This is a genomic window from Pantoea sp. ARC270 (assembly GCF_003236725.1).
Classification (GTDB): domain Bacteria; phylum Pseudomonadota; class Gammaproteobacteria; order Enterobacterales; family Enterobacteriaceae; genus Pantoea; species Pantoea anthophila.
In genome coordinates this window covers 1-12,294 of sequence record NZ_PUGA01000039.1, presented here as the reverse complement: position 1 = coordinate 12,294, position 12,294 = coordinate 1, and the positions used below count along the sequence as shown (strand labels likewise).

12 protein-coding genes are annotated in these 12,294 nt (G+C 55.2%); 9 read left to right on the top strand and 3 right to left on the bottom strand.

The features are described 5' to 3' along the window. Nucleotides 1-84 precede the first annotated feature (84 nt). The 3 genes from fliT to fliD are packed head-to-tail and all read right to left on the bottom strand — an operon-like array spanning nt 85 to nt 2,284. Complete coding sequence (fliT, locus tag CKF42_RS16695) at nt 85-450, bottom strand: flagella biosynthesis regulatory protein FliT (protein ID WP_009089609.1); 366 nt, start codon at nt 448-450, stop codon at nt 85-87. After that, nucleotides 450-857, bottom strand: coding sequence for a flagellar export chaperone FliS (fliS, locus tag CKF42_RS16690; protein WP_009089611.1), 408 nt, complete (start codon nt 855-857; stop codon nt 450-452). The genes fliT and fliS overlap by 1 nt, the downstream gene beginning before the upstream one ends. Nucleotides 858-865: 8 nt before the next feature. Then, nucleotides 866-2,284: a flagellar filament capping protein FliD gene (fliD, locus tag CKF42_RS16685; protein WP_111208688.1), complete on the bottom strand. Its 1,419-nt coding sequence runs from the start codon at nt 2,282-2,284 to the stop codon at nt 866-868. A gap of 337 nt (nt 2,285-2,621) precedes the next feature. Here fliD and CKF42_RS16680 point away from each other — a divergent pair, with 337 nt between their 5' ends. The 9 genes from CKF42_RS16680 to CKF42_RS16635 all read left to right on the top strand — a co-directional run bounded on the left by CKF42_RS16680 (nt 2,622) and on the right by CKF42_RS16635 (nt 11,566). Next, nucleotides 2,622-3,905: a FliC/FljB family flagellin gene (locus CKF42_RS16680; protein ID WP_111208687.1), complete on the top strand. Its 1,284-nt coding sequence runs from the start codon at nt 2,622-2,624 to the stop codon at nt 3,903-3,905. Between the two features lie 220 nt (nt 3,906-4,125). Continuing rightward, nucleotides 4,126-5,094 (top strand): HNH endonuclease signature motif containing protein, encoded by a 969-nt coding sequence (locus CKF42_RS16675; RefSeq protein WP_009089620.1) that lies wholly within the window; start codon nt 4,126-4,128, stop codon nt 5,092-5,094. 144 nt (nt 5,095-5,238) lie between these two features. Then, nucleotides 5,239-5,961 (top strand): RNA polymerase sigma factor FliA, encoded by a 723-nt coding sequence (locus CKF42_RS16670; protein ID WP_058958307.1) that lies wholly within the window; start codon nt 5,239-5,241, stop codon nt 5,959-5,961. 50 nt (nt 5,962-6,011) lie between these two features. After that, nucleotides 6,012-6,515, top strand: coding sequence for a flagella biosynthesis regulatory protein FliZ (fliZ, locus tag CKF42_RS16665; protein ID WP_009089624.1), 504 nt, complete (start codon nt 6,012-6,014; stop codon nt 6,513-6,515). A 191-nt stretch (nt 6,516-6,706) separates the two neighbouring features. Continuing rightward, nucleotides 6,707-7,693, top strand: a complete 987-nt coding sequence (locus tag CKF42_RS16660) for a D-cysteine desulfhydrase (RefSeq protein ID WP_111208686.1) — start codon at nt 6,707-6,709, stop codon at nt 7,691-7,693. 113 nt (nt 7,694-7,806) lie between these two features. Continuing rightward, the gene (gene tcyJ / locus CKF42_RS16655; RefSeq protein ID WP_009089627.1) at nt 7,807-8,607 is read left to right on the top strand and encodes a cystine ABC transporter substrate-binding protein; all 801 of its coding nucleotides are present in this window, start codon (nt 7,807-7,809) and stop codon (nt 8,605-8,607) included. Next, complete coding sequence (gene tcyL, locus CKF42_RS16650) at nt 8,607-9,275, top strand: cystine ABC transporter permease (protein ID WP_111208685.1); 669 nt, start codon at nt 8,607-8,609, stop codon at nt 9,273-9,275. Before tcyJ ends, tcyL begins: the two co-directional genes overlap by 1 nt. After that, on the top strand, nt 9,272-10,024 hold the full coding sequence (gene tcyN, locus CKF42_RS16645) for an L-cystine ABC transporter ATP-binding protein TcyN (protein ID WP_009089631.1): 753 nt from the start codon (nt 9,272-9,274) through the stop codon (nt 10,022-10,024). Before tcyL ends, tcyN begins: the two co-directional genes overlap by 4 nt. A 459-nt stretch (nt 10,025-10,483) precedes the next feature. After that, nucleotides 10,484-11,566, top strand: a complete 1,083-nt coding sequence (locus CKF42_RS16635; protein WP_111208683.1) for an acyltransferase family protein — start codon at nt 10,484-10,486, stop codon at nt 11,564-11,566. Nucleotides 11,567-12,294: the final 728 nt, after the last annotated feature.

Below are 12,294 nucleotides of genomic sequence, written 5' to 3'. Positions count from 1 at the left end.
ATGATGAAAATCAAGTATGGAGTAAGCGGCAGAAAAGAGACGCCGCGCAGAAAAATAAATCTGGCGGCGTGGCAGAGCAGGGGATCAGGAGAGGGTTTCGCGGGGCACCATCACCACACCGCCCTGGTTACCATAGGCGGACATGACAGATTTCTGGCGGCTGCTCTGACCCACCAGCGCGGCCAGCTCATCCATCCGCGCCTGCAGCAGACGTTTCACTTCACTTTCGTTATCCAGGATATGCCGCAACACCGGGCGCAGCTGCTCCTGCGTCTGCGCCGACGGCGAGGCCTTATCTGTCGACTGGGCTAAATTCTGCACCGCGCTGACATACTCCATCTCCCTGCTGATCAATTCATCCCATTCGCCCTGTGCTGCGTGACGCAGCATACCCTGGCTGAGATCGAGTAACTGTTGGTAAACGGCAATCAGATGCGGTGCAGTAGTCATTAAACGGCGTCCTGAATCAGGTTAGATTGAACCACTTCTTTCCACGCGTCCGCGATGTTGCGCAGCAGGCCTTCGACCTCCCCGACCGCTTCAACATCGTTGTGCAGGTTGGCCTGCAGTAGGCGACGCGTCATGTAGTTGTAAAGATCCAGCAGGTTATCTGCCAGTTCGTCACCACTGTTTTCAGCAAGCCCCTCTTTCAGGCCAGCTTCGATAATATTGATAGCTTTAGAAATTGAGGTGCCTTTACCTTCAATATTGCCATCCTGCATAAACAGACGGGCGCGGATCAGCGCGCTCAGTGCGCCGTCGAACAGCATCACGACCAGCTGCTGCTGGCTGGCGCTCATCACGGCGCTTTCGACGCCAATTTTTGCATAGGCTTTGGTGCCTGTAGCGGTGTACATGGTCACTCCTATGATTTATCAGAAGAACTTGACGTATCGAACTGCTGCGTCAGATAAGAACTGGTTGAGTTAAGTTTACTGATAGCCAGATCCAGCTGAGTAAACTGCGTTTTATAGCGTGCGATATCCGCGTCGATGCGGTCGCTGGTGGTGTTGTAAAGGGCGGTCAGGTTTTTCAGCGTTTTACTCACGCCATCTGTAGCAGACTGAACGATTCCTGTGGATGAGAGCCATCCGGTAACGCTAGTCGCAATTTTGGTGGTAATGCCGGTGGTCTTACCGTCACCCACAATCATCTCTTTGACGCCTGCAGCGTCTTTATCCAATGCGGCACTCACCTTGGTGGAGTCAATGACCAGAGAGCCGGTTTGAGGATCGGTGGTAATGCCAATCTGCCCCAGAGATTTATAGGCAGATGTGCTCTGCGCATTGGTCAGCATGCTTTTCAGCTGGGTCTCAATGGTCCGCAGGGTACTGTCACCCAGCAGGGCGCCATTACTGGAGTCCTGCGAATCGGTGTTGGTATCCACCTGGGTGTATTTGGTCAGGGTATTGAACTGATCCAGCAACGTATTGTAGGCATCAACCCAGCTGCTGATGGCACTGGAGGCTTTGGACGTATCCTTGGCGATAGTCAGCGTCTGGGCGCCAGTGGTCTGCGCGGTAAGATTCAGGGTAATCCCTTCCAGCGCATCGCTGATCTGGTTGCTGCTGTTCTCAATTGCAACGTTGTTAACGGTCAGCTGGGCATTCTGCGCCGGGACGCTTTGCGTCATCGCATTGCTGCTGGCGGAGGCATCATAGCCCACGATCCCCTGCAGGGTGTCATCACCGGTCACGGCAATCTTCGTCACCGCATTGTCGCTGCCGGTTTTGTTGGCGCTCATGGAGAGGCGGAAACTGCCATCTGACACCTTGATAATTGTCGCGGTGACGCCGGCATCTGCGCCGTTAATCGCGTCACGCATGCCGGTCAGCGAAGTCTGATCGCTGCTCAGCGTCACGCTTTTGCTGGTGCCATCTTTTAAGGTGATAGCAATGCTGCGGCTGGATGCGGAGCTGTCGCCCAGTGCGGCGGTGTTGCTGCTCTGCACTGCTGATGTCAGCACCTGCGCCTGCGCCAGCTGGGTAACACTGATGGAGTATTTACCCGCCACGGTGCTGCCAGAGGTCGTGGCGCTGAATGCCGTTGAGCTGCTGGTCGCGGTGGTCGCGGTAAACAGGTCGGCACTGTTCAGCTTGGTGTTGGCAGTCTGGAAGGTCGTCAATGCGCTCTTCATGGTAGCGTAGGCACTGAGCTTGGCAGTATAAGCAGACTGCTGTGTTGAAATCGGTTTGAGCGCCGCTTTTTCAGCGGTCTGCAGGTTATCAAGCATGGTACTGAGTGGCAGGCCGGAACCCACACCGAGATTGCTAAAACTAGCCATAGTTCTTCCTTTATAAGGTCGACAGGGAAAGTGAATAGCTGGGTTATCGGCCTTGAATGCGGAAAGTTTAAAGGTATTTGCCTTAGGGTAATGAGTTAAATAAGGACTATAGAGAAGGGTAATTCAGCGGCTAGAAAATTAATGAATCAGGCCTAAAGAAGTCGGAAAGGGTGGCGATAACCTCAAACGTGACAGGCAGAAGCAAAAAATTTCGCCTGGTACTAAAAAAATTCTAAAGGTTGTTTGACGACAGACGATAACAACTTTGACGGCGCTGAAGCCGGCGGGTTGAAGCCCACACCTTAACCGAAAGACTTGATTAACAGGAAAATTTATCATGGCCCAAGTCATTAACACCAACAGCCTCTCGCTGATCACTCAGAACAACATCAACAAGAACCAGTCAGCTCTGTCTACTTCAATGGAGCGTCTGTCTTCTGGTTTACGTATCAACAGCGCGAAAGATGACGCTGCTGGTCAGGCGATTGCCAACCGTTTCACCTCTAACATCAAAGGTCTGACTCAGGCTGCCCGTAACGCCAACGACGGTATCTCTGCTGCGCAGACTACTGAAGGCGCGCTGTCAGAAATCAACAACAACTTACAGCGTGTTCGTGAACTGACCGTACAGGCTCAGAACGGCACTAACTCTGATTCTGACCTCTCTTCAATCCAGGACGAAATCAAATCCCGTCTGGACGAGATTGACCGCGTTTCTGGTCAGACTCAGTTCAACGGCGTGAACGTACTGGCTAAAGACGGCAAAATGTCTATCCAGGTTGGTTCTAACGACGGTCAGACTATCGACATCGACCTGAAGAAAATCGACTCTTCAACTCTGGGTCTGTCAGGTTTCGGCGTCTCTAAAAACGCACTGAAAACCAGCGATGCAATCACTCAGGTTGGCGCAAGCGGTTCACTGAAAGATGTTAACCTGTCAGCTGTTGCCACTGCTCTGAAAGTAGATGCAAGCTCACTGTCACTGAGAAACGTACAGACTTCAGCTGGCGCAGCCACTGCAACTTACGTTGTTTCTTCTGGCAACGACAACTACGCCGTTTCTGTTGATGACGCGACAGGTAACGTTTCACTGAACACCACTGACGTCTCTTACACCGACTCAGCTAACGGCGTGACTGCTGGTACCATGTCTGGTCAGTTCGTTAAAGTTGGTGCAGATTCAACTGGCGCAGCTCAGGGTTATGTGACTGTTCAGGGCAAAGACTACAACACCGCAGCAGGCGCAATTGTCAATGGTAGCGCAGGTGGTACTACTGGTGTTGCAAGCAACATCGGCGACATCGCTGACGCAGCTAACGCTAACGCTCACAAAGGTTCAGCGACTGCTAACCCACTGGCACTGCTGGACAAAGCTATCGCATCTGTTGATAACTTCCGTTCAAGCCTGGGTGCGGTACAGAACCGTCTGAACTCAGCGGTCACTAACCTGAACAACACCACCACCAACCTGTCTGCAGCACAGTCTCGCATTCAGGATGCTGACTACGCGACTGAAGTGTCAAACATGTCTAAAGCGCAGATCGTTCAGCAGGCTGGTAACTCCGTGCTGGGCAAAGCGAACCAGGTTCCACAGCAGGTTCTGTCTCTGCTGCAGGGCTAATCGCTTCTGTCAAAATTCAAAACCCTGCTTCGGCAGGGTTTTTTTTGATCTTTTTCTCCTGCGCCGGGCTGAAAGCCGGAGAATGCACTGAGCCTGAAGTCGCCTCTGCCGGTACTTTATTACCCCACAACTTCCCCCGCCCGTTACAGTTCCCGCCACGCTTGCCGATAACTCTTCACAGAACACTATAACTTTCGATGTTAACTTTTGTGGAGTGTCTATGCGCTTCAACTATGACCTGCTGCCGGGTGAGCGGCTGACGTTTGAAGAGATCGCCCGGCGTTATGCCCAGCAATACCCTGATGAAAAAGAGCTGACGGCACGTGCACTGCTGAGTCCCTCAACCGGGTTGCGAACCCTGAAGATACGCGCGGTCTTCGCCCAGGAAGAGAGCAACAGCCCGCTGGAGGATCTGCTGTTTATCTCCAGTGATAACGAGCGCAAGAATTACCTGCGCCGCTTTGAGCACTATCTGAAGCAGAATCTCTCTTTCCTCTATTTCCGCCGCAGCGAGAACGAAAAGCGCGACAACCTGTGGAAAGTGATGGGCAGCAGTCAGGTTTTTGCCATGATCGATCCGCAATCTGCTACGGCGCAGAATCTGCTGCAGAGTCGCGGCTATAAACTGGTGATGATGCATCAGGATGAGGATGAGGCCTACTGGCAGCTCTTTAATCCGCAGGCGAACCCCTGTTTTCCGCAGTCGCAGACTATCCAGTTTATCGTGGTGCTGAGTACGCCAGAGCACAAGGTGCCTGCGGCGGTGATGCCGGGGACGGAAGTCGGACGACGCGTCAAGGCGCGGGTGCTGCAGCGGGCCAGCCAGGCGGAGTTTATCGCCGGTGTAAAAGCCCGCTACGGTGCCTGTGTCATGACCGGCACAGAGCTGACCGAACGGCATAGCTGGCCCTGGGTCGAAGCCTGCCATATCGACACCCAGGAGAGCGATGACGGGCTGGTGGCGGACAACAGCATCGATAACGGCCTGTTTTTACGCAGTGATTTGCAGCGGTTGTTTATTAACCGATTGATTAGCATTGATGGTGAGTCGGGACAGATCACCGTGCATCCCGGCGAGGATGCACAACAACATATTTCGCCCTGGTATCAGGAACTGGATGGCCGGATTTGCAGCCTGTGGGCTGCGGTGCCACCCGCCACGCGGCAACGGCTGCGCGCCCGTCGATAATCCCCGCTGAAGAGTGCAGAAGGATCTGCATTCTGAAGTAACAAAAGTGAAATAGCCTCGTTTTACCCCGCCTATTCCTCCAATCGAAAACGCTACAGAATTGGATAATCATGCCGATAACATCATTAACGCAGGGTAGTCAACGTGAACGATTTCTATACCGCCGAAGGCGTGATGGACAAGCATTCGCTCTGGCAGCGCTACGTGCCGCTGGTGCGCCATGAAGCGCTGCGTCTGCAGGTTCGCCTGCCGGCCAGCGTTGAACTTGACGATTTGCTGCAGGCCGGGGGGATAGGGCTGTTGAATGCCGTAGAGCGTTATGACGCGCTACAGGGAACAGCCTTTACCACCTACGCCGTACAGCGTATTCGTGGCGCAATGCTCGACGAGCTTCGCAGTCGGGACTGGGCACCGCGCAGCGTGCGCCGCAACGCGCGTGAGGTGGCCGGAGCGATGCACAAGGTAGAACAGTCGCTGGGGCGTTCCGCCTCCGAGCAGGAAGTGGCGCAGCAGCTGAACGTTTCCATGGAGGAGTACCGGCAGATCCTGCTGGACACCAACAACAGTCAACTTTTCTCCTACGACGAGTATCGGGAAGAGCACGGCGACAGTGCGGAGCTGGTGACGGAAGGCCATGAGGAGGCTAATCCGCTTCATCAGTTGCTTGAAGGGAGTCTGCGTGAGCGCGTCATTGAAGCGATCGAAGCGTTACCCGATCGTGAAAAGATGGTGCTGACACTGTACTACCAGGAAGAACTGAACCTGAAAGAGATTGGCGCGGTGCTTGATGTGGGTGAATCCCGCGTCAGTCAGCTGCACAGTCAGGCGATTAAACGCCTGCGGGCCCGGCTTACGGGAGCGCGCTAGCAGTATCAGTTCCTGGCGATTCAAAAATATAAGAAACCGGGGACTCAGTAATGGGAGCCAAGACCAAGGCCAGACCGTTAAGTCGTTATCTTAAAGACTATAAACACAGCCAGAGCAACTGTTCGCATTGTGGCAAGGTATTAGATCGAATGGCGCTCGTTTTTCGTGGTCAGATCATCAATAAAGAGGCCATCGCTCGGATGGACCAGATGATTGATGAACAACTGTGGCTGAAACTTCAGCCAGAGCTGACCGCGCTCTGTCGCTTCTGCAGCGATATTTTTTGCAATACTCATCCGAATTATTTCGACATTATGGCGTTTAAGCAGTACCTGTTTGAACAGACAGAAATGAGCCCCAGCACGATTCGTGAATATGTGGTGCGGCTGCGTCGGCTGGATGAGATGCTCAAAGCCAAAAATTTCCCCGCCGACAGGCTTAAGGGAGAGAGCTGGCATCAGTGTCTGGAAAGCGATCTGCCGGATGCCGGAAATAATAATTACCGCATCGCGCTGCGCAAGTACGATCAATTCTTAGGCTGGCAGCAGGGGTAACCCTGGTCTGCACCGAGGGCTCCCCCGCGTGCCTGCGGCACGTTACTCTGTTATCCGCCTGCCGGGTACGGAGAAGGGGGGAGCACGGCGCCGCTTCCTCACCGCATCGACGGTCACCTGAATCAGAGTGATCCTTTGCGCATCTTCTGCAACACTGTAAGGATAATTTGAATGCCCGAACGGAGGCAGCATTGTCTTTACATCTGTTACACCAATTCCCGCGTCTTGAACTGCTGGGCGCCCCGACACCTTTAGAACACCTGCCACGCCTCTCCGACTATCTGGGTCGCGATATTTTCATCAAACGTGATGACTTCACGCCAGTGGCGATGGGCGGCAACAAGCTGCGAAAACTCGAATTCCTGGCGGCCGATGCGCTGCGCGAAGGAGCGGATGTGCTGCTGACGGCGGGCGCGATCCAGTCCAATCATGTGCGCCAGACAGCGGCCGTGGCAGCCCGCCTCGGCCTGAAGTGCGTGGCACTGCTGGAAAACCCGATGGGTACCCACGCTGAAAACTACCTGAGCAACGGCAACCGCCTGCTGCTGGATCTGATGGATGTGGAGGTGATCGCCGTAGATGCGCTGCATAATCCCGCCGAACAGCTGGCTGAAGAGGCTACACGTCTGGAAGCGCAGGGATTCCGTCCTTATATCGTTCCGGTCGGCGGCTCAAATGCGCTGGGTGCGCTAGGCTATGTGGAGTGCGCCCAGGAGATTGCACATCAGAGCGAAGGCGTTGTGGATTTCGCCGCCGTCGTGGTGGCATCAGGCAGTGCGGGCACCCATGCGGGGCTGGCGGTTGGCCTGGAGCAGCTGCTGCCGGAAACCGAGCTGGTGGGCGTCACCGTTTCACGTCAGACCGACGCGCAGTTGCCGCTGGTTGAGCGGCTGCGTCAGTCGCTGGCAGCCTCTCTGGAGGTGCAGGCAACGGCCCCGATCACGCTGTGGGATGAGTATTTTGCGCCCCGCTATGGTGAGCCCAATGAGGAGGGCATGGAGGCGGTGAAACTGCTGGCAAGGCTGGAAGGCATTTTGCTGGACCCGGTCTATACCGGCAAGGCGATGGCCGGCCTGATTGATGGCATCAGTCAGAACCGCTTCCGTCGCGAAGGCCCGTTGCTGTTTATTCATACTGGCGGCGCGCCCGCGTTATTTGCTTATCATCCTTCGATCTGAGACAAGCGAATAAAACAGTTTATACTCCGGGCGTTATCATTCTGGACTGGCAGCGACTCGCCGTGCTGCCCTTATAAAAACACACACACAATACTGTCAAAAATGGGGTAAATATGTCCTTTTCTCGTGCAGGTCGTCAGATGGTGATGGGCGTTATGGCCGTGGCGCTGATTGCCGGCGTCAACGTTAAAACCTTTGCAGCGGAAAATCTGCTGAACAAGATTAAAGAGCGCGGCACGCTGCTGGTGGGTCTGGAAGGCACCTATCCGCCGTTCAGCTTCCAGGATGAGCAGGGCAAGCTGACCGGTTTTGAAGTGGAATTTGCGCAGCAGCTGGCACAGCACATGGGCGTTAAAGCGAGTCTGAAACCGACCAAATGGGATGGCATGCTGGCTTCCCTCGACGCAAAGCGCATCGATGTGGTGATTAACCAGGTGACCATTTCCGATGAGCGTAAGAAGAAGTATGACTTCTCTACGCCTTACACTATCTCCGGTATTCAGGCGCTGACCATGAAGGCTAACGCCAGCACCATCAGCAAACCGGCTGATCTGGCGGGTAAAAAGGTTGGTGTGGGTCTCGGCACCAACTACGAGCAGTGGCTGCGTGAGAACGTGAAGGGCGTGGACGTGCGTACCTATGATGATGACCCGACCAAATATCAGGATCTGCGCTCAGGTCGTCTGAATGCCATTCTGGTTGACCGTCTGGCGGCGCTGGATCTGGTGAAGAAAACCGGCGATACCATGGCGGTAGCGGGTGACGCTTTCTCCCGTCAGGAAGCGGGCGTTGCCGTGCGTAAAGGCAACGACGATCTGCTGAAAGCGATCGACCAGGCCATTGCTGATATGCAGAAAGATGGCTCGCTGAGCAAGCTGTCTCAGAAATGGTTTGGCGCGGACGTGACGAAATAATGCAGGAAAGCCTTCAACTGGTGCTGGATTCAGCACCTTTTTTATTAAAGGGCGCGCTGTTCACGCTGCAGCTCAGCATCGGCGGGATGTTCTTCGGCCTGCTGCTGGGCTTTCTGCTGGCGCTGATGCGGCTGTCTCACTTCTGGCCGTTTCGCGTGCTGTCGCGGATCTATGTCTCGATTTTTCGCGGCACCCCGCTGATCGCGCAGCTGTTTATGATCTACTACGGCCTGCCACAGTTTGGCATTGAGCTGGACCCGATCCCCTCGGCGATGATTGGTCTCTCGCTCAACACTGCGGCTTACGCCTCGGAGTCCCTGCGTGGTGCCATCGCTGCGATTGAGCGCGGACAGTGGGAAGCGGCGGCGAGTATCGGCATGACGCGCTGGCAAACCCTGCGCCGGGTTATCCTGCCGCAGGCGGCGCGCACCGCACTGCCACCGCTGGGCAACAGCTTTATCAGCCTGGTAAAAGATACCTCGCTGGCCGCGACCATCCAGGTGCCGGAGCTGTTCCGTCAGGCGCAGCTGATCACCTCGCGGACACTGGAAGTCTTTACCATGTACCTGGCGGCTTCGCTGGTCTACTGGGTGATGGCCACGGTGTTGTCTGCGTTGCAGAGTCGTCTGGAACAGCATGTTAACCGTCAGGATTCGGAGTCGAAATGAGTGCCATCGAAGTCAGAAAGCTGGTGAAATCATTTAATGGCCAGACGGTGCTGCACGACATCGATCTTGATGTGGCCGCCGGTGAAGTGGTGGCGATTATCGGCCCCAGCGGCTCAGGTAAAACCACGCTGCTGCGCAGTATTAACCTGCTGGAAGTGCCGGACAGCGGCACTATCCGGGTCGGCGAGATTACGGTGGATGCCGCGCTGGCGCAGAGCAAACAGAAAGAGCAGGTGCGTCGTCTGCGTCAGCAGGTCGGTTTTGTCTTCCAGAACTTCAATCTGTTTCCCCACCGTTCGGTGCTGGAGAACATTATTGAAGGACCGGTGATCGTAAAAGGTGAAGCGAAGGCGGAGGCCGTCGCCCGCGCCCGCACGCTGCTGGAGAAGGTCGGCCTGCACGGCAAAGAGGGAAGCTATCCGCGCCGTCTGTCGGGTGGACAGCAGCAGCGTGTGGCCATTGCGCGTGCGCTGGCGATGCGACCGGAGGTGATCCTGTTCGATGAACCCACCTCGGCGCTGGATCCGGAGCTGGTGGGGGAGGTGCTCAGCACCATTCGCGCACTGGCCGAAGAGAAACGCACTATGGTGATCGTCACGCATGAGATGAGCTTTGCCCGCGACGTGGCAGATCGCGCCATCTTTATGGATCAGGGGCGCATTGTGGAGCAGGGCGACGCGAAAGCGTTGTTCAGTAACCCGCAGCAGCCGCGTACCCGCCAGTTCCTCGACAAGTTCCTCAGTCAGTAATTCAGTGGCCTTCTCCGGAAGGCCGCATTGCTTTTTACTCCTCCCTGTTTAATCCGGAATAGCGCGCTCTCATGCTATTTCAGGTCGCCGTACCATAATGTGCTGATAAGCGGTTAAACCTTTTGCCACATCTGACAAATCTTTTCTTTTCATCAACGGCTGACTGGTTTTTATTTCTTCCGCTTTCTCTTATTTATGTCTTCAGCATTATCAAAGATTATTTTCCTTTAATTCATCGCTGCGGATGATATCGGGCGCAGGGCAGGGAAAATCAATAAGTGTAAGGAAACGTTCTGCTAAGTAAATAACGGTAACGTCAGGGCCAGATAATGGGTTTTAGGAGTTTCGCTACATTCAATGTGGCATCAATGACGAATAATCGCTGGATAATCATAAAAGCCACAGAGATTTCCTCGCTTTCCTTTTCCGCATTCTGACCTACGCAGCAGGAGTCAATTAATGAGCCAGACGAAATCAGACCAGATATTGTGGGTAGACACCCTGAAGGGGGCCTGCATATTGCTGGTGGTCCTGTACCACACCGTGTTACCCGGTTTTGAAGGGACAATAAAATATCTCTCCGCCGGATGGTTCCCGGCCGAAATATGGATACAGTTTAATACGGTTCTGTCACCCTTACGGATGCCAGCCTTTTTCTTTGTTTCGGGACTGCTGGCCGCCAACGGTATTCTGAACCGGCCCTGGAAACAGGTATTTACCAGTCGTATTACCAATCTTTTTTATCTCTATATTCTGTGGGGCTTTATTCAGTGGTGGTCCATTATTGGTATCTCCACGGAAATTACCGGGCAGCGTATTTCACAGAACCTGAATGCTGCGTATGCCGGTTCGCTGTTTGAGTTTCTCAAGCTGACCTTTATGGCGATGAGTACCTCCTGGTATCTCTATGGCTTAGGACTCTATTTCCTCTGCGCTAAAATTTTCCGTGAATATAAGCTGGCCCTGGTGGCGGTGGCTATCCTGCTTAATTATCTGGCGGTCGAGAAAGTGATCCCGTTCTGGGGACCACAGAGCCTGGCCCAGTATTTCCTGTTCTTCCTGTTGGGCGCGTTCTGGAGCCAGACCATGCTGCGTCTGAGTGAGTGGCGCCGTGAGAACGTCATGCCCTGGGCGATACTGGCCGCCGTGGCGGGTATCCATGTGATCTTCGGTCTGGATAAGAGTCTGTTCCTGTGTGTGCTGGCGGTGTTGTTCAGCATTGCGGCCTGTCGCTGGCTGAATCAGCATTTCAGCATGCGTTATCTCAACTGGGTGGGCCGCAATACCCTGCAGATTTATGTGATTCACCGCATCTTTATCGAGTTCTTTGGTATGTCTGCGATCCTCTTCGCGCAGCGGCATCACCTGTTTGAACAGGCGTGGTTTTCATTCTTCTGGGCCTGTTTCTATCCGGTAGTGATCGTGGCGCTCTGCTCGCTCTGTTCCGTGGCGATCTGGTCGCTGACCAACCGTGGGGTGGGGCAGTCGCTGTTTCTGTTTCCGACGCTGCTTAAGCGGCAGCGGAATGCGGTTTCGCAGTAAAAGGGGAGTGCCTGGCGGTGGGCCGGCTCTGAGAGGGTTTCGCCCGCCAGGCGTGAGGGAGTTTCAGCCTGCCCGTGCAGGCGGACGCGTCAAGGGGCGGACGCCCGCCCCTTAACAATCCCGGCGTCCGGCAGCCTCCGCGCCCCGCGTTGCGGGGTACCTTCGTCACGCCCTGCGGCCGACGGACCGTCCGGACTCGCCATCCCTGGCTCGTGCCGTCCTCTCGCCGACGTCCTGTCGGCTCATCCTGGCCTCCGGTTGTTCCTCAGCGCGCCGGATGCCTCTCCCACACCCCCGCCTTTGAAATCTTATGTTTTCCGGGATGCAGAGATATCTGCTGGCCTGAAAGCGCAAGGCTCCTACACAATTCTCACCGCAATAAGAGAGCCACATAAAAAGAAGAGATAACAGCGGGGAGGGAGGCCGTCTGAGCCGCTGAGCGGATGAGGGATTTCAGGACGAGCGACAGGGATGTCGCGAAGAGGCAGGGTCGCGCCAGGGATGGCGCGTCCTGCCGGTCCGTGAGAAATCCGGAAGAAGCGAAGGGACCGCGAAGCGGCGGTGAGGCAGGCCGGAGCGCGGGGTCAAGGGGGCGCGGCGACTGGCGCCCCCTTGTCGGTCGCCTGCAGAGGCGAAGCTGAAACTGCCGGATTCATCCGGCGAACGAAACCTGCTCAAAGCCCGTTCGCGCATCGAACAAACTTCCGGCGAACGAAACCTGCTCAAAG

Coding starts and splice junctions, on each gene's coding strand:
- fliZ (WP_009089624.1), top strand. CDS start 6,012: ATGGGAGCCAAGACCAAGGCCAGACCGTTAAGTCGTTATCTTAAAGAC.
- CKF42_RS16675 (WP_009089620.1), top strand. CDS start 4,126: ATGCGCTTCAACTATGACCTGCTGCCGGGTGAGCGGCTGACGTTTGAA.
- CKF42_RS16635 (WP_111208683.1), top strand. CDS start 10,484: ATGAGCCAGACGAAATCAGACCAGATATTGTGGGTAGACACCCTGAAG.
- fliS (WP_009089611.1), bottom strand. CDS start 857: ATGTACACCGCTACAGGCACCAAAGCCTATGCAAAAATTGGCGTCGAA.
- tcyJ (WP_009089627.1), top strand. CDS start 7,807: ATGTCCTTTTCTCGTGCAGGTCGTCAGATGGTGATGGGCGTTATGGCC.
- fliD (WP_111208688.1), bottom strand. CDS start 2,284: ATGGCTAGTTTTAGCAATCTCGGTGTGGGTTCCGGCCTGCCACTCAGT.
- CKF42_RS16680 (WP_111208687.1), top strand. CDS start 2,622: ATGGCCCAAGTCATTAACACCAACAGCCTCTCGCTGATCACTCAGAAC.
- fliT (WP_009089609.1), bottom strand. CDS start 450: ATGACTACTGCACCGCATCTGATTGCCGTTTACCAACAGTTACTCGAT.
- tcyN (WP_009089631.1), top strand. CDS start 9,272: ATGAGTGCCATCGAAGTCAGAAAGCTGGTGAAATCATTTAATGGCCAG.
- tcyL (WP_111208685.1), top strand. CDS start 8,607: ATGCAGGAAAGCCTTCAACTGGTGCTGGATTCAGCACCTTTTTTATTA.